The following is a 22,457-nucleotide window of genomic DNA, read 5'->3' as shown; positions in this document are numbered from 1 at the left end:
CGGCGGGTCTGGATCCCGGGCTCCGCTGCGCGGCCCCGGGATGACGCGGTGACGCCTGGGCGGAGGCGAAAGTCTCCTCACCCCTCCAGCAGGAAGATCATCGTGGCGAGCGGCGGCAGGGTCAGCGACAGGCTCTGCTTCTGGCCGTGGCTCGCCTGATCGTCGGTATGGCGGCCCCCCTGGTTGCCCAGGTTGGACCCACCATACACCCCGGCATCCGAGTTGAACGCCTCGCGATAAAAACCCGCCTGCGGCACGCCGATCCGGTAGCCCTCGCGCGGCACCGGCGTGAAGTTCGACACCACGATGGCGACCTCGCCGGGCTTCGCGCCCTTGCGGGCCCAGGCGATCACGCTGTTGTCCTGGTCGTCCGCCACCAGCCACTGGAAGCCGGTATGCTCGACGTCGCGGCTGTAGAGGGCCGGCGTCGAGACGTAGAGCCGGTTCAGGTCGCGCACCACGCTCTGCACGCCCTTGTGCAGCGGGTCGTCGAGGTGGTGCCAATCCAGGCTGTGGTCGTGGTTCCACTCCCGCTCCTGACCGAACTCGCCGCCCATGAACAGCAGCTTCTTGCCGGGATGCCCCCACATGAAGCCGTAATAGGCCCGGAGATTCGCGAATTTCTGCCAGCGGTCGCCCGGCATCTTGCCGAGCAGCGAGCCCTTCCCGTGCACGACCTCGTCGTGGGAGAGCGGCAGGATGAAATTCTCCGAGAAGGCGTAGAGCAGCCCGAAGGTCAGGTTGTGGTGGTGGTAGCGGCGGTGGATCGGATCCTCCTGCATGAAATGCAGGGTGTCGTGCATCCAGCCCATGTTCCACTTGAAGCCGAAGCCCAGGCCGCCCGTGTAGGTCGGGTGCGAGACGCCCGGCCAGGAGGTCGATTCCTCCGCCACCGTGATCGTCCCCGGGGCGTGGCTGTAGGTCGCCTCGTTGGTCTTGCGCAGGAAGTCGATGGCGTCGAGGTTCTCGTTGCCGCCGTAGCGGTTCGGGATCCACTCGCCCTGGCGGCGGGAATAGTCGAGGTAGAGCATCGACGCCACGGCATCCACCCGCAGGCCGTCGAGGTGGTAGTGCTCCAGCCAGAACCGGGCGTTGGCGGCCAGGAAGGTCGCGACCTCGGTCCGCCCGAAATTGTAGATGTAGGTGCCCCAGTCCTGGTGGAAGCCCTGGCGCGGGTCGGCGTGCTCGTAGAGGTGCGTGCCGTCGAACAGGCCGAGCCCGTGGGCGTCGAGCGGGAAGTGGCCCGGCACCCAGTCGAGCAGCACGCCGATGCCGGCCTCGTGGGCGGCGTCCACGAAGGCGGCGAAGTCCTCCGGCGTGCCGAAGCGGCTGGTCGGCGCGAACAGCGAGACCGGCTGGTAGCCCCAGGACCCGTCGAACGGGAACTCGGTGATCGGCAGCATCTCGATATGGGTGAAGCCCATATCCTTGACGTAGGGGATCAGCCGCTCGGCGAGCTCCCGGTAGGTGAGATAGCGGTTGCCCTCCTCGGGCACCCGCGCCCAGGAGCCGAGATGAACCTCGTAGACCGAGATCGCCGCGTGGCGCGGATCCTTGGCGCCGCGGGTGCTCATCCAGCCGGAATCGCGCCAGTCGAACTCGCCCGACCCGTGGGTGACCGAGGCGGTCTCCGGCGGGTGCTGGGCCGCGAAGGCGACCGGGTCGGCCTTGAGCGGGACCAGGGACCCGTCGGGGCCGCGGATCTCGAACTTGTAGCGCACGCCGGCCTTGAGGCCCGGCACGAACAATTCCCAGATGCCGCCGTCCTGCCAGAGGCGCATCGGGTGGCGGCGCCCGTCCCAGTCGTTGAAGTCGCCGACCACGCTGACCTTGCGGGCGTTCGGGGCCCAGACCGCGAAGCGGAAGCCGTCGATGCCGTCGAGCTGCCCCGACTGGGCGCCGAGCATCCGGTAGACCAGGTTGGTGCCGACCTCGCGCAGGGAGGCGACGTCGTACTGCTCGATCGACGAGCCGAAGCCGTAGGGGTCGTAGCGGCGGCGCTTGGTGCCGTCCCAGGACTCGACCTCGATCTCGTAGAGCGGCCGGTGCTCGCCCGCGATCCGGGCGACGTAGAAGCCGTCCGGGTGACGCTTCTCGAACGGCACGGTGCGCCCGTCCATCACCAGGGCGGCGGCCCGGGCCTCGGGCAGCACGGCGCGCACCTCCCAGGCATTCGGCCCGACCCGATGGGGCCCGAGCACCGCGAACGGATCGCCGTGGTTGGCGGCCATCAGCGCGGCGATCGCGTCCGGGTGGACGCTCGGCGGCTGCCCGGCGGTGCCGGAGCCCGGGACATCCGCATGCCGCGCCGTCCCCGCTTCCGGTTCGGCCCGCGTTGCGAAGGTCTCGTCGATCGCCGTCATGCAGTTGCTCCGGGCTCGTGTCCGTCCGTGTCCAGAATGGTGAGAACCCCATGGGCAGGGATTTCGATCCAGTCCGGTCGGTTATTGGCCTCGTAATCGACTTCGTAGAGGGCCTTGGTCAGCAGGCAGAGGCGCAGCAGCCGTGCCCGCGTGTCCGGGTCGGTCACGGCCGCCCGGGACCCGTCCACGGCCGACTGGTAGCCGGTCAGGAACGCCGCCTCGATCATGCGCCGCCACGCGGCGGCGGCGCCCCGCGCCCGCTCCTCGCTGTCGCCGAACCGGGCGGCGATCTCGCGGGTCACCGTCTCGGCCCCGTACGCGAAGGAGCGCATCAGCCCGGCCACGTCGCGCAGCGGCATCGACTTGGCCCGGCGCTCGTCGGCCGGACGCGAGGGCTCGCCCTCGAAGTCGGCGATGATCAGGTCGCTCTCGGCGACCAGCACCTGTCCGAGGTGGTAGTCGCCGTGGATGCGGGTCTTGTGGGCGCCGACCGGCGGCTCGGCGGTCAGCGCCGCGATCAAGGCCTCGACCTCGCTCGCGCGCCCCGCCAGCGCCGCGCAGGCCGGCTTGCCGGCATCGAGGCCGCGCTCGGCCAGGCCCTTCAACGCCCGGAAGGCGCGCTCGGCCTGGTAGCGGGCGTCGCGCGCCAGCACCGCGAGATCGTCCGCGGTGAAGGGCTCGGCCGCGAAGGCCGGATCGTCGGTCTCGATGGCGAGGGCCGCGTGCAGCTCGGCGGTGCGCCGCCCGAGCAGGTCGGCCCAGGGCCCGTGGGCCTGGAACGCCTCCGCGGGGGTCGCGGCCTCGCTCTCGGGGGTGAGCACCACGGTCTCGAAGTCCCGGCGCAGGCCCTCCAGCATCAGCGTCCAGGCGTCGCCCTGGTTCATGACGAACTTCTGCAGCACCGCCAGCGCCGTGCGGGTGCCGTCCTCGGCCACGTGCTCCAGCGTGCCGAGCAGGGCCGGGGTGTTGGCGAAGCCCGCCTGCTCGGTGAGGAAGCGCCCGACCTCGATCTCGGGATGGATGCCCGGCTGCAGGCGGCGCAGCAGCTTGAGCATCATCTTCGAGCCGACAGCGATCGAGGTGTTGCTCTGCTCGGCCGAGAGCCGGCGGATATCGGCCACGTCGACCGTGACCTCCGGGTCGAAGGCCGAGGTGGTGGCAAAGACTAGCCGCCCGCTCTCCGTGGGCAGCTCGGTGCCCCGCCGCATGTCCTCGATCAGGCTGGCCGCGAAGCTGTTGGAACCGGCCGCGCCGTAGAGCAGGCCGGTGCGCGGGCCGCGCCGGACCCGGGCGACCGCGAAGGGCAGGAGCGCCTCGTCCTCGCGGCCCTCCTCGACGCCGACCGGCACGAAGTAGTCCTGGGTCTCGCCGTTGGCGAGCTGAACCTGCAGCCTCGGCAGCAGGAAGCGCGCGCTCCCGTCCCCGTCCTTCAGGGCGGCGCAGTCGATGACCTTCACGGCCCGGATCCGCGAGCCCTTGGCGCCGAACCAGCGCCGGCTCATCAGGAACGACGGCACCACGGTGCGCTCGAAGGCGACGCGCTCGCGGCCCGACATCAGGCTCTCGATGCCGCCGGTGAGCACCAGGGTGAACAGCTCCGGCGGCTCCTGTTGCGGGCCGACCACGCCGGAGCGCGCGGCGCTCAAGCTGAACCAGTAGAAGCCGTAGGACGGCAGGGTCAGCAGGTAGGGCAGGTCGCCGATCGGCGGGAATTCGGTGCCGCCGGTCAATTCGATCGGCACCGCGGTGCGCAATTCCGACAGGTCGAGCTGCACCGCCTGGGGCGCGCGCGACAGGTTCGCGACGCACAGGATCCGCTCGTCCTCGTGCTCGCGGATCCAGGCCAGGACCTTGCGGTTCGAGGGATACAGGAACTGGATCGTGCCGCGGCCGAGGGCGACGCTGTTGTTGCGGATCGCGATCATGCGCCGCGTCCAGTTGAGCAGGCTGGTCTGCGCCTGGGTCTGCGCCTCGACGTTGATCGCGTCGAAGCCATAGATCGGGTCCTGGATCGCCGGCAGGAACAGCTTCTGGGGATTGGCCCGGGAGAAGCCGCCGTTGCGGTCGGGCGTCCATTGCATCGGCGTGCGCACGCCGTCGCGGTCGCCGAGATAGATGTTGTCGCCCATCCCGATCTCGTCGCCGTAATAGAGCACCGGCGTGCCGGGCATCGACAGGACGAGGGACTTCATCAGCTCGATCTTGCGCCGGTCGTTCTCGAGCAGCGGCGCGAGGCGGCGGCGGATGCCGAGATTGATCCGGGCCCGCCGCTCAGCGGCGTAGAACGACCAGAGGTAGTCACGCTCCTCGGCCGTGACCATCTCGAGCGTCAGCTCGTCGTGGTTGCGCAGGAAGATCGCCCACTGGCAGCCTTCCGGGATCTCCGGGGTCTGGCGCATGATGTCGGTGATCGGGTGCCGGTCCTCCCGGGCGATCGCCATGTACATCCGCGGCATCAGCGGGAAGTGGAACGCCATGTGGCATTCGTCGCCGTCGCCGAAATACTGCGCGGTCTCCTCCGGCCACTGGTTGGCCTCGGCCAGCAGCATCCGGTCGGGGTAGCTGGCATCCAGCGCGGCGCGGATCTTCTTGATGACGTCGTGCGTCTCCTGAAGGTTCTCGCAATTCGTGCCGTCGCGCTCGATCAGGTAGGGGATCGCGTCGAGCCGCAGCCCGTCGACGCCCATGTCGAGCCAGTAGCGCATGGTCGCGATGACCGCTTCCAGCACCTTCGGGTTGTCGAAGTTCAGGTCCGGCTGGTGGCTGTAGAACCGGTGCCAGAAATACTGCTTGGCGACCGGGTCCCAGGTCCAGTTCGAGGCCTCGGTGTCGAGGAAGATGATCCGCGTGTCCCGGTACGGCTCGTCGGTATCCGACCAGACGTAGAAGTCGCGCTCGGGCGAGCCGGGGGGTGCCTCCCGGGCGGCCTGGAACCAGGGGTGCTGGTCCGAGGTGTGGTTGATCACGAGTTCGGTGATCACCCGCAGGCCGCGCTCGTGCGCCGCCGCCACGAAGGCCTTGAAATCCTCCATGGTCCCGTAGGACGGGTTGATGCCCTCGTAATCGGCGATGTCGTAGCCGTCGTCGCGGAGCGGCGAGGGGTAGAACGGCATCAGCCAGATCGCCGTGACGCCGAGGTCGCGCACGTAGTCGAGGCGCTGGGTCAGGCCCTCGAAATCGCCGATCCCGTCGTTGTTCGAATCGAAGAACGACTTGACGTGGATCTGGTAGATGATGGCGTCACGGTACCATTGCGGGTCGCTGCGATCGATCATCGCGTCGCTGCCTCATCGGTCGAAGGGACTGGGACCGGCGGTCGGGACCGGCCGGGGCGCGGGCGGTCGGCCGCGCGGGGCAATGGTCGGCGACGGGCGGGCCCGTCGCCGGGGTCAGGAGTCATGGTCGAGTGCCACGGGCGGCCTCAGCCCGCAACCCGCCGCGGCGCCCGCAGGCGCCAGATGACGCAGGATCGCTCGGCCGGATCGAGGGCGATGCGGTGGGACTTGCCCCGCAGCTCGAACCGGTAGCCCTGGAGCAGATCCTCGACCTCCACGGCGCCGTCGTCGGGCAGGCCCAGCAGCCAGAGCGGCACCTCGTAGGTGCATTCCTGGCGGTTCTTCGGGTCGAGGTTGACCATGATGAAGACGCAGTTGTCCAGCTCCGGCGTCGTCTTCGCGTAGGCGATGATGTTGTCGTTCCAGGCGCCCGTGAAGGTGACGTTGCGGAAATCCCAGAGGGCGGGATTCTCGCGCCGGATCGCGTTGAGCTTGACGATGTGCTCGCGGATGTTGCCGGGCCGGTCGTAGTCCCAGGCCTTCAGCTCGTATTTCTCGGAGTTCAGGTACTCCTCCTTGCCGGGATACGGCGCGGCCTCGCACAGCTCGAAGCCATTGTAGATGCCGTAGACCGACGACAGCGTCGCGGCGAGCGTGCCGCGGATGACGAAGCCCGCGCGGCCGCTGGTCTGGAGGAAGTACGGGTTGATGTCGGGCGTATTGGCGAAGAAGTTCGGGCGGTAGTACTCGCCCATCTCGCCGGCCAGCTCGAGGGCGTAGTCGGTGAGTTCCTGCTTGGTGTTGCGCCACGTGAAGTAGGTGTAGCTCTGCTGGTAGCCGGCCTTGGCGAGCTTCTTCATCATCTTCGGCCGGGTGAAGGCCTCGGCGAGGAAGATCGCGTCCGGGTAGCGGCCGTTGACCTCGCCGATCACCCATTCCCAGAACGGGATCGGCTTGGTGTGCGGGTTGTCGACCCGGAAGATGCGCACGCCCCGCGCGCACCAGCCGAGCAGGATGTCGCGCAGCTCGATCCAGAGCGAGGGCAGGGCGCCGCCGTAGAAGTGGACGTTCGAGATGTCCTCGTACTTCTTCGGCGGGTTCTCGGCGAATTTCAGCGTGCCGTCGGGGCGCCACTCGAACCATTCCGGGTGGTTCTTGATCCAGGGATGGTCCGGCGAGCACTGGATCGCGAAGTCGAGGGCGATCTCCATCCCGTAGGCGTGGCTCGCCGCGACCAGCCGCTCGAAATCCGCGAGCGTGCCGAGGTCGGGATGCACGGCCTCGTGGCCGCCCTCCTCCGCGCCGACCGCGTAGACCGAGCCGACGTCGCCGGGCTCCGCCTTGAGGGTGTTGTTCTTCCCCTTGCGGTTGGTGCGGCCCACGGGGTGGATCGGCGTGAAGTAGAGGACGTCGAAGCCGAGCTCGCGGATCTCGGGCAGGCGCCGGATCACGTCGCCGAAGGTGCCGTGGCGGTTGACATCCATCGACTGGGAGCGCGGGAAGATCTCGTACCAGGCGGAGAACCGGGCCGCGAGGCGGTCGGCGATCACCGGCAGGGTCACCGGATAGCGGGTCAGGTTCACCCGCTCGGCGTTCCGGCGCACGAGGCTCGCCGCGTCGGGCGCGAGGATCCGGTCGAGCTGGGCGGCCGAGCCGGTCTCCTCGGCGGCGAGCGCCGCCACCAGCGCGGCGAGCCGGTCGGCGTCGCGGCCGCCGCGGGTCCGGGCGAGGGAGGCGGCGGTCCCGACCAGAGCCACGCCCTCGATCGTCTCCAGGCGGACGTCGACGCCGGCGGCGCGCTTCTTCAGGGTGTCGCGCACCCAGGACGAGAACGCGTCGCGCCACGCGATCAGGGTGAACTCGTAGCGGGCGTTCCGCTCCAGGGGGAAGTGCCCGGCCCAGCGGTCGTTGTCGGCGAAGACCATCGGGTCCTCGCGCCACGCCTCGGTGCCGGCGACCCGCGACAGGATCGCGGCGTCGATGATCTCGTGGCCGTCGGAGAAGATGTCGGCCTCGACCCGCAGGGACTCGCCGACGATCCGCTTCACCGGCGAGCGGCCGCCGTCGATCTCAGGGCTGACCGCCTCGATCACCACCCGCCCCTCCCCGTCCGGGGTGCCGCGCGCGGGAAGCCGGGCGACCTGCTGGGCGCTGGCCGCGAGGATGCGGAGCTCGCCCGGCATCAGGTCGATGGCGCTGCCGGGATGGAACGCGATCGGCTCGGCCTCCGGGGTCCGGTCGACGAAGGCGCCGAGCATCCCGCCGGTGCGGGTGATGAGCGCGCCGGCCTCCACCGGCACCGGTCTTTCGGTCGGGTTGTAGAGCACGATCAGCCCGTGCTGCGCCGAGGCCGGGTGCCCGGTGTCGAAGCGGGCGAGCGCCACCAGATCGCTGTCGGGCGACGAGATCCGGATCTGCGCACCCTCGACATTGGCGGCCGGCAGCTCCGCCCGCAGGGCGTTGATCGCCCGCACGAAGCCCGAGATGTCGATGCCGGTCTCGTTCTCGCGGTCGCACGGCGTGGTCTCGACCACGTGCAGCGCCCGGCGATAGCCCCACTCGTAGCCGATCGGCATCAGGACGCCGGCCGAGAAGAATGCGGCGAGCGCGTAGCGCGTGCGCAGATGCTGCGTCACCGCCTCCGGGCCGCCGCCGATCTCCGCGGCGAGGCGCTTCATGTCGTGGTTTTCCGGGAAGGCGATGGACGGCGCCAGCACCCGCAGGCGCTCGTACTGCTCGAGTGCCCAGGGCTTCTTCAGGTCCCACCACGCGAAGGAGTTGAACAGGTAGTCGAAGCCGGCGCCGGCCGTGGCCCGGGCCTCCTCGAAGGTGCAGCCGAGGGTCTCGGCGGCGAACAGGCAGGCGGGATCGCGCCCCTTGGCCTCCCCGATCAGGACGCGCCAGGTCTCCGGCGGCACCTTGTAGGCGGCGTCACAGCGGAAGCCCGCGACGCCGAGCCCCTGCAGATGCGCCACATAGGCGCCCCAGATCCGGGTCAGCTCGTCCCGGGCGGCGGGGGTGTGGTAGTCGAGTTCGGCCAGATCGCCCCAGACGGTGCGGATCGACGGGTCGTCCGGATCGACGGCGGCCGGGTGCATGATCGAGCCGTCGGGCTCCTTCATGAACAGGTCGGGCCGCTCGGTGGCGAGCCGCGCGTTGTCGGCGGTGTGGTTGATCACGAGGTCGGTCATCACCGACAGGCCCAAAGCCTCGGCGGCGGCGCAGAAGCGGCGGATCTGCTCGTCGTCGGGCGTGCCGTCAGGATCGCGGAACCGCTCGTCGAGGCGCTCGGGATCGGCGACCGCGTAGAGGCTCCGCGAGCCGCCGGTCTGGTGGAACGGGTTCAGGTAGATCCAGTCGAAGCCGAGCGCGGCGATCCGCGGCAGCTCGGCGGTCCAGTCCGCGACGCGCCCGACCAGGAGCGGGAACAGGTTGTAGATCCGCGGCCCCGCGGCACGGGGCGCCAGCGTGGCCGGCAGGACGGCCTCGGCCCCGGACGTCGCAGCGGCTTTGGTCGGTGCGTTCATGCTGGCTTCTGGCTCCCGTTCCTGTGTCGTAACGCCCGAACCGCGCGGGTGTGCCGCGTGATCCGGCCTGTCTTGTCTCAGCAGACTTGCGTGACAGGGCTGCGGAGGCGGCACGCGAAGAAGCGCTCGGACTGCCGTCGTCCTTGCGAGCGGAGCGAAGCCATCCAGCAGCGCCACGCTGATCCAGGGCGTGCGGCCCTGGGTCGCTTCGCTGCGCGCGCAATGACGGCGCGGTCACGGCTCCCGCCGTAGCACCGCGTAGGGCAGGTCGCGCAGGAGATCGCCGAGATCGGCCCCCTCCCCGCCACTCTCGACGATTCGCCCCGAGACGAGGTGCCGCCAGCGGGTCCCCGTCCCGAGATCGACCCGGGTGCCCGCGAAGGCTTCGCCGGACCAGCCCGCCTCGCCGACCAGACCCGCGAAGAGACGCGGCACTGCGACGAACAGGTCGCCGCCCTCCTGGCTGGGATCGGTCCGCCGGTAGGCGATGACGTGGTCGGCCCGGGAACCCGTCGCGTCCACGGGCTCGTAGGCGGCGCTGGCGTAGAAGTCCGGCCGCTCGGCCCGCTCGGCGAGCAGCCGCGTCAGCGTCGCCTGCTTGACCCGCCCGTCCGGCCAGTGGCCCAGCAGCTCCGCGGGCGCCCCGCCCTCTTCCAGCATCCGCTCCAGGGCCGGGTAATCCACCGGGCGGCGGTTGTCGGGATCGGCGAAGGAGAAATCCCAGATCTCCGTGCCCTGGTAGGTGTCGGGCAGGCCCGGCAGGGTGCATTTCAGGACCGTCCGGCCGAGGCTCGCCAGCATGCCGAGATGGGCGAGCCGCCGGGCGAAGGGCCGGAGTTCGCTTAAGAAATCCGAGCCCAGGGCGATCAGCGCCGTGAACAGCTTCTTGACCGCGCCCTCGTAGACCTCGTCGACGTTGACCCAGCTCGACCGGCGCTTGCCCTCCCGCATGGCCTTCTCGCCGTAGGCGATCAGCCGGTTGCGGAAATCCTCGATCGCCCCGGCCTCGTCCCGCTCCAGAAGCTCCAGCGGCCAGGCGCCCAGGATCGCCTGGAAGAACATCCACTGGTCGTTGGCGTCCGGGGCCGGCTCGCCGTCGATTCGGGCGAGGTGCGGGCCGGCGACCCGCTGCCACAGGTCCCAGGCCTTGGCCCATTCCTCGGGGATCTCCGAGAGGGCGAGCAGCCGCGTGCGGGCATCCTCGCCCCGCTTGGTGTCGTGGGTCGCGGTGGTGATCATGGCGCTCGGCCAGTCCCGGGCGCGGGCGATCTGCAGGTCGTGGAAGTGCTCCGCGTCGATCCCGTACTCGCCCGGATCGCCGCCGACCTCGTTGAGGCCGAGGAGACAGGCGTAGCGGTAGAACAGCGTGTCCTCCAGGCTCTTGGCCATGACCGGGCCGGTGAGCTGCTGGAACCGGCGGCGGAAGCGCAGCACCACCCGCGGATCCGGTCGACCCGGCCCCGCCGTCTCGACCCGCCCGAGCAGGACGTCGGCGGCGAAGTCGTGGACCGAGCGGTCGGGCAGGCTCGACCAGCGCTTGGCCTTGGCGACGGCGCCCTCGATCAGGCGGGCATCCTCGGGCTCGACCTCGCCCTCCTCCAGATCCGACGGCAGGTAGCTCCGGTAGGTCGGGAAGCGCGCGATGATCTCGATCAGCGCCCGGCGCAGCGCGTTGACGGTGAAGTCGCGGGTGCGCCGGTCGGCGTCGGCGACCTCCTTCAGATCGGTGGTCAGCACCTCCAGCTCGCTCGCGAAGCTGATCTCGAGGATCTCGGCCTTGGCGGCGCGGAGCTGGAAGCCGTAGGGCTCGTCGAACCCCGTGGCCCAGGTGTAGAGCCGCTCGATTTTCCCGCGCCGGGACTTGTCGACCAGGATCCCGTCGAGCTGGTTGAGCACGTCGTAGCCTGTGGTCCCGGCCACCGGCCAGGGCCGCAGCCGCTCGCCCGGCTCCAGGATCTTCTCGGCGACGACGTAGAAGCCCGGTCCGACAGCCGCCTGGAGCGCCCTTGCGTAGCCCAGCGGGTCGGCGAGGCCGTCGATATGGTCGATGCGCAACCCGTCGATCCGGCCCTCGCGGACATGCCGGAACACGGTCTCGTGGGAGCGGTGGAAGATGTCCGACAGCTCGACCCGCAGGCCGGCGAGCGAGTTCACGTCGAAGAAGCGGCGGTAGTTGATGTCGCTCGACGCCACCCGCCAGTGGGCCAGCCGGTAGGCCTGCGACTCCAGCAGCCGGTGCAACGGCCCGAAGCTGTCCGGGCGGCCCTTGAAGCCGTTGAGCAGCGCCAGCGTGCTGGCGGTGGCCTCCTGGATCAGCGGCGACACGCCGTAGATCTCGGCGAGCCGGCGCTTCAGCCCCTCGGCCTCCTCGGGGAAGCTCTTTCTGCGGGTCTCGTCGGTGTCGATCGCCATGGCCCGCAGCCGCTCGGAGATGGCGAGCAGTTCCGCGGTGGTGTCGTCGTCCACCGCCCCGATCGCGGCGATCACCCGGTTGAGGATGGTCGGGTAGCTCAAGGGCCGGATCGGCAGCTGGTGCTCGTAGTGCCAGACGCTGAAGGCGCCCTTGTCGGGGTCGAATTTCAGCTCCAGCGTGCCCTTCTCCAGGGCCTCGCCGTAGCGGTCGCCGAGGAATGGGATCACGAGGTTGCGCCCGGCCCCGAGCCGCTGCCAGTCGATGTCGAAGGCGTCGGCGAAGGGCGACAGGGAGCCCCACTCGAGCACCGAGAGCCACCACGGATTGTCGGAGCCGCCGACGCCCATGTGGTTCGGAACGATGTCGAGCAGCAGTTTCATCCCGTGGGCATGGAGCGTCTCGGAGAGCGCGATGAAGCCCTCCTCGCCGCCGAGCTCCGGGTTGATCGCGCCGTGATCGGCGATGTCGTAGCCGTGGGTCGAGCCGGGCCGCGCCTTCTGGAGCGGCGAGGCGTAGACGTGGCTGATCCCGAGCCGGTGCAGGTAGGGGACGATCCGGCCCGCATCCGCGAAGGTGAAGTCCTTGTGGAACTGCAGCCTGTAGGTCGAGCGCGGCGGCGGCGCGGCGAGCCGCGCGGCGCCCGAGCGCGGGCCCCGCGCCTCGGCCGAGAGGGACGCCGCGAGCTTCGCCAGCGGCCCGCCGGGTGCGGCGATGTCCACCAGGTCCCGGTCGAGCTTGCGCCGCCAGTTCGGGTAGCCCTCGGTCGAGCCCGGCACGTTGGCCTGGGCGAGTTCCGAGACCACGTCCTCGTACTGGACGGCCGTGAGCATCGAGGGCGCGCGGGCGAGGTAGCGGGCGGCGGCCTCGAAGGGCGCGGAATCCGGCGGCTCGGCGGAGGGCAGCAGCTGCTCGGCCGCCAGCGCCTCGGCGAGGCGGCGGCGCTCGGCGACGCGCTCGCCCCGCTCGGTCTCGGCCCGCTCCTGGTCGTAGAGGCCGAGCGACTGGCGGGTGTCGGTGTCGACCCCGCGCCACCAGCCGACGAAGGTCGGCAGGTCGTGGGTGGTGATGGCGGTGAGCGCGTCCCGCGGGTAGGCCGAGGGCGGCTTGAACCGGCCGTCGGCCTCGCGCTCAAAGGCGAGGATCCGATAGCTCAGCACCCCGGCCCGCATCAGCGCGTCGGAGAAGCCCTCGGGCGCGGTGCCGAGGTCTTCCGCGATCACCAGGCACTTGTTGCGGTGGCTCTCCAGCCGCAGCACCGCCAGCATCGGCTCGAACGGCATGGCCACGTAGGCGCCGGCCTGGGCCCCCGCGCCCAGCGGGATCAGGAACAGGCGGGCGAGCTGGAAGGCGTGGTCGATCCGGATCGCGCCGGCGTGGCGCATGTTGGCCTGGACCAGGGCGCGGAAGGCCGCGAGCCCGTCGCGCTCCATTTCCAGCGGGTCGAAGGCCGGCAGGCCCCAGTTCTGGCCCTTCGGCGCCAGCAGGTCCGGCGGCGCGCCGATCGACACCTTGTCGGCGAAGCGCTCGGGATGGGACCAGATCTCGGAGCCGCCCCGGTCGGCGCCGACCGCGAGGTCGCGGTAGAGCCCGACCCGCATGCCGGCGCCAAGCGCCGCCGCGGAGGCCTCGGCGAGCTGCCGGTCGGCGAGGTATTGCAGCCACGCGTGGTAGCCGACCAGCTCGGCATTCTCCGCCGCGAAGGCGCGCACCGCCTCCGTGCCGGCGCGGCGATAATCCTCCGGCCAGTCGCCCAGCCAGTGGGCGCCCTGCTGCCGGAAATGCTCGGACAGCGCCTCGAACACGGCGTGCGACTCGAGATCCTCGCCGCCCTCCTGGCGGAAGCGCTCGAACCCCGCATCGGTGCCGGCCCGGGCCGGCGACTCCGCCCAGAGCGCCCGGAGCACCGGATCGAGCACGTCATGCACGCCCTGGTGATCGGCGAGGGCGGCCTCGCGCAGTGCCCGGATCGCGTCTTCGCGCTCGGCGAGCAGCGCCTCGGCCCGGGATCCGGCAAGCCCCGGCAGGCTGCGCGGGGCGATGAACAGGGTTTCCAGGAACAGGCGCGAGGAGGGCGAGTAGGGCGAGATCTTGGTCCGGTCTGATCCGAACAAAGCGTGGACCGGGCTGAGCCCCAGGAACGCCGCGCCGCGCAGGGCGGCCTCGCGGGCGGCCTCGCCGGCATCCGCGTAGGTGCCGATGCCGATATTGCTGCCCGAGCGCAGGCCGTAGAGCTGGGCGGCCATGCCCCAGTCCGAAGCCCCCTCCTCCGTGTAGGGGCGCGGGCGCCAGCAGCGCTGGGGCGCGGCGATCACCCAGGCTTCGGTGCGGGTCTGCCCGGCCTGGACGGTCAGGCGATGGTAGCCCGGGGTCAGGGGCGGCAGCTCGAAGCCCGGCTCGGACCCGTGCGGGTTGGCCCTGCCCTCCCGGGCCGTGCCGCGCTCGTCCACGAGGCGCCAGACCAGGGTATGGGGCGCGCCATCCTGCGGGCGCACCGGGATGCGGGCCGCCCGGCGGGCCTCCACGGGCAGGAGCGGCGGGATCAGGCCGCGGCGCAGGCGCTCGACCTCGGCGAGGCTTCCGGCGATCGCCGCCTCGTCCTCGACCGCGAAGCCCAGGGAAGCGAGCAGGCCGCGGCGCACCTCCAGCGGCGTCTCGACGGGCTTGCCGAAGGCATCGGTGTAGCCGGCGGCGACGCCGACGAGGTCGGCGAGTTTTTCGAGGGGGCTCACGCGCGAGGCTCCGTCAGGAAGACGCCGGTCCACGACGGCAACTCACGTCCGGCCCCGTCCGGGGCGTTGGTCCAGACCACGCGGCCGCCGCCCGGATCCAGCGCGAAGGGGGCGTCGCCGACATTGGCGACGAAGCGCAGGGTGCCGGTGCCGAAGCGCCACGTGCAGTCGACCACATCGGCCCGCGGCAGGGTGGCGGCGGCGCCGTCGTAGCCGGACTTCGCCAGGGGCACGACCACGTTGCGGCGCAGCCCCAGGAGCCGGGTCGTGTCGGCCAGAACCTCGCGGTGGGGCGAGCGTTCCCGCTCGGACCAGTCGAGCTTCGAGGCCTCGAAGGTCTCCCGTTCCGTGGGATCGGGGATCTTCGAGGTGTCGTCCGCGAACGCCGCGAAGCTCTTGAATTCCCGGCGGCGGCCATCGCGCACCGCCTTGTTCAGCTCCTCGTCCGGCGCGAAGTCGACGAAGAACAGGAACGGCGCCGAGGCCGACCATTCCTCGCCCATCCAGAGCATCGGGATCTGCGGCGCCAGCAGGAAGCCGGCCCGGGCGAGGTCTAGCTTCTTCGGATCGGCCAGATGGTTGAGGCGCTCGCCCAAGGCGCGGTTGCCGACCTGATCGTGGTTCTGCAGGAAGGTCACGAAGGCCGAGGGCGGCAGGTGCCCGGAGGGCTCGCCGCGCGGGTGGTTGTCGAGCGTGGCAAAGGGCTCGCCCTGATAGGCAAAGCCCTCCGCGAGGCAGCGGGCGAGGTGTTCGACCGGGTTGTCGGCAAAGCTCTTATAGTAGCCGGCATCCTCGCCGGTGAGCAGGACGTGCCAGCAATGGTGCAGGTCGTCGGCCCACTGGGCGTCGTGCATCTTCGGGCGCCCGGCGGCGTCCCGTTCCAGCCAGCGGGCCTGATTGGCCTCGTTCTCCAGCATCAGGTGGATCTGCCGGTCCGGGAAGGTCTTGCGGACCGTCTCGCCGAGTTCGGCCAGGAAGTGGCGCGGCGAATCGTCGAGGATGGCGTGGACAGCGTCGAAGCGCAGGCCGTCGAAATGGTACTCTTCCAGCCAGTACAGGGCGTTCTGGATGAAGAACTGCCGCACCGTGGCGCCGCTCTCCTTGCCATCGAAGTTGATGCCCGCGCCCCACGGCGTCTGGTGCCGCTCGGTGAAGAAGGTCTTGGCGTAGGCGTGCAGGTAATTCCCGGCCGGGCCGAAATGGTTGTAGACGGCGTCGAGATAGACCATCAGGCCGAGCCCGTGGGCGGCGTCGATCAGGCGCTTGAGGTCGTCCGGGCGGCCGTAGGCGCCGTCCGGCGCGTAGGGCTGGACGCCGTCATAGCCCCAGTTGCGCGAGCCCTTGAAGTCGGCGAGCGGCAGCAGCTCGAGGGCGGTGACGCCGAGCGCCTTGAGGTCGGGCAGCCGGGCCTGCAGGCCGGCATAGGTGCCCTCCGGCGTCGCGGTGCCGACATGGCACTCGTAGATCACCGCCTCCTCGAAGGGCCGCCCGGTCCAGCCCTCGTCGGACCATTCGAAGCTCCGCGGGTCGATCACCTCGCTGAGGCCCGAGACGTCGTCGGGCTGGAAGCGGGAGGCGGGATCGGGCGCCACGAGGTCGCCGTCGATGCGGAAGCCGTAGCGGGCGCCGGGCTTCACGCCGGGCAGGGCGGTGCGCCGCCAGCCGCCGCCGGATTCGGGCAGCGGGTGGTCGATGCCGTCGGCGACGAGGTCGACGCTCTGGGCGGTGGGCGCCCAGAGGGCGAAGCGCACCCCGCCCCCGACCATCTCGGCCCCGAATTCCATGCTGTGGGCGCGCCGCATCGGGCCACATTCCTCGTCGTTGGTCGCGCGCCGGGGCACAAGCGCAGCAGGGTCATCTGTCGTGGGAGAAGGCCCCGGGCCCGATCCGGTTCCCGCAGCGCAGCTATGGCAGGCGCGGGGTGTGGCAATGGGGGGACGGATGTCCGTGCGTCTCCCGCCCCCGCACAGGGGGATGGAGAGATGCGGGAGGCCGCTCGCGCTCAATCGTCAATGGAGACGTGTGAGGCCGGTAGCCTGCGAGGAAGGGCAGACCGGGATCCGGCCGTCACCCTCATCCGTGAACGATCGTCGACGTCGTCAGCCGTCCTTGTGCCGGACGTTCAAGCTCGCGCTCTGGATCCACAGATCGCCGCAAACCGCGAAAAAAATTACGCATTCGGCCTCGGACGCCAAGGGTGCGGTCGGAGCCGATCCCGGTCTGGTCGCTCCTGTGTCAGGACGGCGCCAGCATCGAGACCATCAGGCCATGGCGCGACAGATGCACGATCCGAAAACGAGCGCCCGCCCTACCGCTCCGACACCCACCCGGTCCGGCTCCCGTTCTCCGTCCCCGCGGCGGTGAGCACCAGGACCGTGCGGCCCGGCAGCGGCACGGCGGCCCCCGCTTCGTAGGCCGGGGCGTCCGGCGGCAGCGCGCCGTCCGGCTCGCCCGCGTCGAAGACCGGCCTCCAGGGACCGCCGATCACCGGGGCGAGGTGGAACGTGAGAGGCCCTTCCCCGGCGTTGAACAGCATCAGGAGGCGGTCCCCCGGGCCGCCATCGTTGCCGATCTGCATGCCGAACACCTGGAGCCCGTCATCGGACCAGTGGCGCCCCTCCATCTCGGTGCCCTCGGGGGCAAGCCAGTGCACGTCGCGCAGGGGCTCGTCCGGGTCGATCAGCGCGCCGGTGAAGAAGCGCTTTCGCCGCAGGGCCGGCTGGGCGTGGCGCAGGGCCAGGAGGTTGGCGACGAAATCCGTGAGCCTGGGATCCGGATCGGTGCTCCAGTCCATCCAGCTCGTCGGGTTGTCCTGGGCGTAGGCGTTGTTGTTGCCGCCCTGGCTGCGGGAGCGCTCGTCGCCCATCAGCAGCATCGGCACACCCTGGGCCAGCATCACGGTGGTCAGCATGTTGCGCTTCTGGCGGGCGCGCAGGGCCAGGATCGCGGGATCGTCGGTGTCGCCCTCGACGCCGTAGTTGCGGCTGACGTTGTGGTTATGGCCGTCGCGGTTGTCCTCGCCGTTGGCTTCGTTGTGCTTCTCCTCGTACGCCACCGTGTCGGCCAGCGTGTAGCCGTCGTGGCTGGCGATGAAGTTGACGCTGGCGAGCGGCGAGCGCCCCGACGGCGCGAACACCTCGCGCGAGCCGGTCAGGCCCTGCGTGACCTTGGCGAGCGTGCCGGGATCACCCTTCCAGAAGCCCCGCGTGGCGTCGCGGAACTTATCGTTCCACTCGCTCCAGCCGCGCGGGTAGCCGCCGAGCTGGTAGCCGCCCTCCCCGATGTCCCAGGGCTCGGCCACCATCTTGACCCGGGCCAGGACCGGGTCCTGCGCCACCGCCTGGAAGAAGGCCGCCTGCGGGGTGAAGGCGAACGGGGCGCGCCCGAGGCTCGAGGCGAGGTCGAAGCGGAAGCCCGCGATGCCGTAGGCGGTGACCCAGTGGCGCAGGGAATCGAGCACCAGCTGCATCACCCGCGGGTGGCTCGCGTCGAAGGTGTTGCCGCAGCCGGTGCAATCGAGATTGCGGCGCGGATCGGCGGGGTCCAGCTTGTAGTAGCTGGCATTGTCGATGCCGCGGAACGACAGGGTCGGGCCGGTGTGGTCGCCCTCGGCGGTGTGGTTGTAGACCACGTCGAGCCATGTCTCGATCCCGGCGGCGTTCAGCTCCCGGATCGCCGCCTTCAGGCCGCCGAGGCCGCCCTCCCCCAGGTAGCGCGGGTCCGGCGCGAAGTAGCCGACGGGCTGATACCCCCAGAAATTGACCAGCCCCTTCTCGACCAGGAAGCGGTCATCCGCGAAGGCCTGGATCGGCAGCAGTTCCAGGGCGGTGACGCCGAGCTTCACGAGATGCGCGATGATCGCCGGGTGGGCGAGCGCCGCGTAGGTGCCGCGCTCCGCCTCGGGGATGTCGGGATGGGTGCGGGTCAGCGCCTTGACGTGCGCCTCGTACACCACCGTCTCGGCGAGCGGCCGGCGCACCGGAGCCAGCGCGAGGTCGGGCACCTCCGGGGCGGTGACCACGCATTTGGGCATGTAGACCGCGCTGTCGCGCCGGTCGATGCGGTCTTCCCGGCCCCGGCGGTGCCCGTAGAGCGCGTCGTGCCAGCGGATCCGGCCGCGGATCTCCCGCGCATGGGGGTCGAGCACCAGCTTCGAGGCGTTGAACCGGTGCCCGTTCGCCGGATCCCAGGGCCCGTGCACCCGGTAACCGTAGAGCTGGCCCGGCAGCACCCCGCGCAGGTAGCCGTGCCAGACGTCGTCGGTCCGGCAGGGCAGCCGGACCGTGCGGGTCTCGTGCCGCTCCCCCGGCTCGAACAGGCAGATGTCGACCGCGGTGGCGTGCTCGGAGAACAGGGCGAAGTTGACGCCGCGCCCGTCGAAATGCGCGCCGAGCGGCGCCGGCACCCCGTCGCCGACGGCGATCATGCGCAGCGTCCGGTCACACGGAGGGCGGCGGGCGGAAGCAGCGGGCGGCGCCGGCTATTCGGCGGCCGCGGCGGCGGCGGGGGGCTCGCGCTCCACCGTGCGGAAATTCTCGAGTTCCGCCAGGAAATTGCGCGCCCACCAGTCGACATCCTCGCGGGTCATGCGCTCGACCATCGGCTTCCAGCGCGCCAGCCGCTCCGCCTTCGGCATGTAGAGCGCGGCCCGGATCGCCTCGGCGACCTCGAACCGGTCGTAGGGGTTGATCAGCAGGGCCTCGGGCAATTGCCGGGCGGCACCGGCGAATTTCGACAGGACCAGCACGCCCGGATCGTCCTCGGACTGGGCGACGACGTATTCCTTGGCGACGAGGTTCATGCCGTCGCGCATCGGCGTGACGAGGCCGACCCGGGCCGCCCGGTAGAGGCCCGCGAGCACGGGCCGTGGATAGGCCTTGGTGATGTACTGGATCGGCGTCCAGGCCGGGTCGCCGAGCGAGCCGTTGATCTCGCCGACCTTCTCGTTCACGTCGCGGGCGAGTTGCTCGTATTCCGGCACCTCGCTGCGGGATTTCGGCGTGATCTGGATGTAGGTGACGTTGCCGCGCTGGTCGGGATTCGAGGCGAAGAAGCTCTCTACCGCCTCCATCCGCTCGGGCACGCCCTTGGAATAATCGAGCCGGTCGACGCCGATCAGCAGCTTGCGGGTGCGCAGGCCCGCGATGGTCTCGCGCACGACCTTGTTGGCGCTGGCCTTCTCGGCGGCCTCCTTGAAGCCCGCGACGTCGATTCCGATCGGGAAGGCGCGGATCCGGGTGCGGCGGCCGTCGACCATCAGCGAGCCGCCGCCGAGCGGGATCGCCCGCTGGGTGTCGGCGAGGTTGCGCTGCAGGTTCTGGACGTCCGCCTCGGTCTGCAGGCCGATCAGGTCGTAATCGGCGATGGCGCGCAGCAACTCGCCGCTCGCCGGCAGCGAGTTGAACACGTCGGCGGCCGGCCAGGGGATGTGGTGGAAATAGCCGATCGGGTTGTCGAGCCCGAGGCCGCGCAGCTCGGCCGCGAGCGGCAGCAGGTGGTAATCGTGCACCCAGATGATGTCGTCGGGCTCGACCAGCTTGGCGAGCGCGCGCGCGAAGGTCCGATTCACGCGGCTGTAGCCGGCGTAGTCCGAGCGCGAGAACGCGCCGAGCCCGAGCCGGTAATGCATGATCGGCCACAGGGCCCGGTTCGCGAAGCCGGCGTAATATTCCAGGTGGTCCTGCGGCGAGAGATCGACCACCGCGTACTGGACGCGGCCCCGGTCGATCAGGGTCGGCTCCTCGGAGGGCTCGTCCGTGATCGTGCCGCTCCAGCCGAACCACAGCCCCTCATAGGCCGTGAAGGCCTCCTTGACCGCGACGGCGAGGCCGCCCGCCGCCACCGCCTTGCCGCCCTCTTCCGGGACGGCGACGCGGTTCGATACGATCACAAGGCGTGCCACGCGGGTCGGCTCCGGATCAGGGGCGCGGGTCAGATCGAGGATCTCGCCGCGCCTGCATCGGGACTTCAACTATATGTCAGAACGCGCGGAGGCTCTGCGCGATCCTTTGTTGTGTCTTGGGGCGACCCAAGCTGGGGCGACCCAAGCCGGGGCGACCCAGGCCGGGGCGACCCAGGCCGAGGCAACCCAAGCGTGAAGCCGGGCGCGGGTCAAGTCGAGGTCGTGCCGTTCCCCGACAGGGCGACCGCTCCGTCCCGAACCGGACCGGCTCGCGCAAGCGTGACGGTTCTGCCGGACGCTGCCTGAACGCAGACTGAGCGGTGCTGCGGACCGCCGGTGCGCGATGCGGTTCGGAGCGTCGCGTCCACCGGAACCGGTGTCACCCCAATCGGTTACTCAGCCATCGCGGGGGCCGCGGTCGCCGCGAGCGGCGCCGACCCTGCGTCGCGAGGAGTGTTTTCGAGATGGCCGGCAACGAGTTCCCGCAGGATACGCCCAAGGACACGCTCGCGGATCCGCTCCGCGAGACGTCGCACGCGACGGCGCATGAGGCGCCGCACGGGTCGGCGGATGAGCGCGCGCAGTGGCGCGCCCTGCAGGGCGATGTCGAGGGGCTGGCCGACGTGGCGGCGGAGCGCGGGCGCGGGCTCCTCGACGCGGCACGGCTGCAGGCGCAGTCCTATGTCGAGCAGCGCAAGAGCGACGCGGCACAGTCGGTCCACGATCTCGCCCAGACGATCCGCAATTCCGGCCGCGACCTCGGCGACAAGCCGAACGTGCGCGCCTTCTTCGACAGCGCCGCCGACGGTCTGGAGCAGCTCGGCTCCTCGATCGAGCGGCGCAGCCTGGGCGACTTCTACAACGAGGCTGAATCCTTCGCCCGGCGTGCGCCGGTGGCGGTCGCGGTGGGCACCTTCGTGGCCGGCCTGATCGCCGCCCGCTTCATCAAGTCGTCGAGCCTGCCGCCGGAGGCGCCGGAAGGCGATGCCCGCGACAGCTTCCGGGCCTGACGTCATGGCCCAGGGTTCCGATCCGCGCCAAGCCGGCCCCTCTGCCGGCGCCTCCAGCATCCAGAGCCTGATCGGCGACGCCCTGCGGGAGACCAACGAACTCGCCCGCAAGGAGATCGCGCTGTTCCGCGCCGAGATGGCGGGCAACATCCGCCAGCTCATCGTGGGCCTCGCCTGCATGGTCGGCTCGGCGGTGTTCGCCGTGGTCGCCCTGCTGGTCCTGATCGGCGCCCTCGTGAAGTGGCTTGCCACGGTCGTGGGCTCCGAGTGGCTCTCGGCCCTGATCGTCGGCGGCGTGCTGCTGGTCGTCGCCGTCGGGATGGCCCTGTGGGCGCGCAGCGTTCTCTCCCTCTCGACCCTGGCCCCGACGCGCACCACGCGCCAAGTTCGCCAGGATGCCCAGGCTTTGTCGGAGCGCGTGTCCGGATGAGTACGATGAACGACCTCGAGAAGGAGATCGAGGAGAGCCGTGCCCGGCTCGACGACACGATCGACCGCATCCAGGGGCGGCTCTCGGTGCCGAACCTCGTGGACGAGATGCTGGGCAATGCCCGGCGCGTGCCGGCCCTGAACAGCACCTACGATTCGGCCCTGGAGGCGGTGCGCCGCAATCCCGTGCCGGTGCTGCTGATCGCGGCCGGTGTCGGCCTGCTGTTCAACCGGATGGCGCGCGACGCGCAGCGCCGGCGCACGGAGGTCTCGGCCGAGCGCGTGCCGACCCTGAACACCGGTGCGGCCCGCGGTTACGACCCCGATCTCCCGACGGTTCGCCCGGCCCGCGATCCGCTGGACAGGACCGAGATCTGACGCCCGGGCGAGACCCGGGACAAGACCCACGCGCCCGGCCGGACGGCCGGGCAATCCGGCGCCGAGCACGGACCGCCGAGACCGATATCTGAGGACAGCGCCATGACCGACAAGCCGGGCATCCCAACCACGCCCTCCAGCATTCCCGAGCAGCTCGCCGCCGAGGCCGCGATGCCGCATGGCTCCGGTGACAAGGGCCTACGGCCGGATCCGGCCGGGCTCGGCGATCCGGGCGCGCCCGGCACCGCGGCGGGCGACTTCACCCTGCGGCCGGACCCGCACGGCCGGCACGACCCGCTTCCCCAGGGCGCCACCCCCTCTCGGCGGGCGGCACGTCCGGCACGGCATCCGGCGGCTCGTCCTCGGCAGCGGATGCCGCGTCCGCCGCGAAGGACAGCGTCCGGGCGGCGAGCGACCGCGCCGCCGACCTC

At 70.8% G+C, this 22,457-nt stretch carries 10 protein-coding genes; 3 read left to right on the top strand and 7 right to left on the bottom strand.

What is annotated here, in order from left to right:
• Positions 1 to 77 precede the first annotated feature (77 nt).
• From glgB to M6G65_RS08065, 7 genes are all read right to left on the bottom strand, one after another.
• Positions 78 to 2,363 carry a 1,4-alpha-glucan branching protein GlgB gene (glgB, locus tag M6G65_RS08095; protein WP_238196438.1) on the bottom strand — a complete coding sequence of 762 codons (2,286 nt, stop codon included), beginning with the start codon at positions 2,361 to 2,363 and terminating at the stop codon, positions 78 to 80.
• Positions 2,360 to 5,638: a maltose alpha-D-glucosyltransferase gene (treS, locus tag M6G65_RS08090; protein ID WP_250103807.1), complete on the bottom strand. Its 3,279-nt coding sequence runs from the start codon at positions 5,636 to 5,638 to the stop codon at positions 2,360 to 2,362. Before treS ends, glgB begins: the two co-directional genes overlap by 4 nt.
• Positions 5,639 to 5,784: 146 nt before the next feature.
• Positions 5,785 to 9,165 (bottom strand): maltotransferase domain-containing protein, encoded by a 3,381-nt coding sequence (locus M6G65_RS08085; protein ID WP_250103806.1) that lies wholly within the window; start codon positions 9,163 to 9,165, stop codon positions 5,785 to 5,787.
• A gap of 234 nt (positions 9,166 to 9,399) precedes the next feature.
• Complete coding sequence (locus tag M6G65_RS08080; RefSeq protein ID WP_250103805.1) at positions 9,400 to 14,307, bottom strand: malto-oligosyltrehalose synthase; 4,908 nt, start codon at positions 14,305 to 14,307, stop codon at positions 9,400 to 9,402.
• A complete protein-coding gene (gene treZ, locus M6G65_RS08075; protein ID WP_250103804.1) occupies positions 14,304 to 16,109 on the bottom strand; it encodes a malto-oligosyltrehalose trehalohydrolase in 1,806 nt (601 codons plus the stop codon). The genes M6G65_RS08080 and treZ overlap by 4 nt, the downstream gene beginning before the upstream one ends.
• A 506-nt stretch (positions 16,110 to 16,615) precedes the next feature.
• The gene (gene glgX / locus M6G65_RS08070) at positions 16,616 to 18,733 is read right to left on the bottom strand and encodes a glycogen debranching protein GlgX (protein ID WP_250103803.1); all 2,118 of its coding nucleotides are present in this window, start codon (positions 18,731 to 18,733) and stop codon (positions 16,616 to 16,618) included.
• A 54-nt stretch (positions 18,734 to 18,787) separates the two neighbouring features.
• Positions 18,788 to 20,209: an alpha,alpha-trehalose-phosphate synthase (UDP-forming) gene (locus M6G65_RS08065; protein WP_250103802.1), complete on the bottom strand. Its 1,422-nt coding sequence runs from the start codon at positions 20,207 to 20,209 to the stop codon at positions 18,788 to 18,790.
• Between the two features lie 464 nt (positions 20,210 to 20,673).
• Here M6G65_RS08065 and M6G65_RS08060 point away from each other — a divergent pair, with 464 nt between their 5' ends.
• The 3 genes from M6G65_RS08060 to M6G65_RS08050 are packed head-to-tail and all read left to right on the top strand — an operon-like array spanning position 20,674 to position 22,026.
• A complete protein-coding gene (locus M6G65_RS08060) occupies positions 20,674 to 21,219 on the top strand; it encodes a hypothetical protein (protein WP_238196431.1) in 546 nt (181 codons plus the stop codon).
• A gap of 4 nt (positions 21,220 to 21,223) precedes the next feature.
• Positions 21,224 to 21,649: a phage holin family protein gene (locus tag M6G65_RS08055; protein WP_238196430.1), complete on the top strand. Its 426-nt coding sequence runs from the start codon at positions 21,224 to 21,226 to the stop codon at positions 21,647 to 21,649.
• Positions 21,650 to 21,654: 5 nt separating this feature from the next.
• A complete protein-coding gene (locus M6G65_RS08050; protein WP_192709414.1) occupies positions 21,655 to 22,026 on the top strand; it encodes a DUF3618 domain-containing protein in 372 nt (123 codons plus the stop codon).
• The last annotated feature ends 431 nt before the right edge of the window (positions 22,027 to 22,457 follow it).

This window comes from Methylobacterium tardum (assembly GCF_023546765.1).
GTDB lineage: Bacteria > Pseudomonadota > Alphaproteobacteria > Rhizobiales > Beijerinckiaceae > Methylobacterium > Methylobacterium tardum.
Note: the sequence above shows the minus strand (reverse complement) of the source record. Positions and strands in the feature narration are given on the sequence as shown.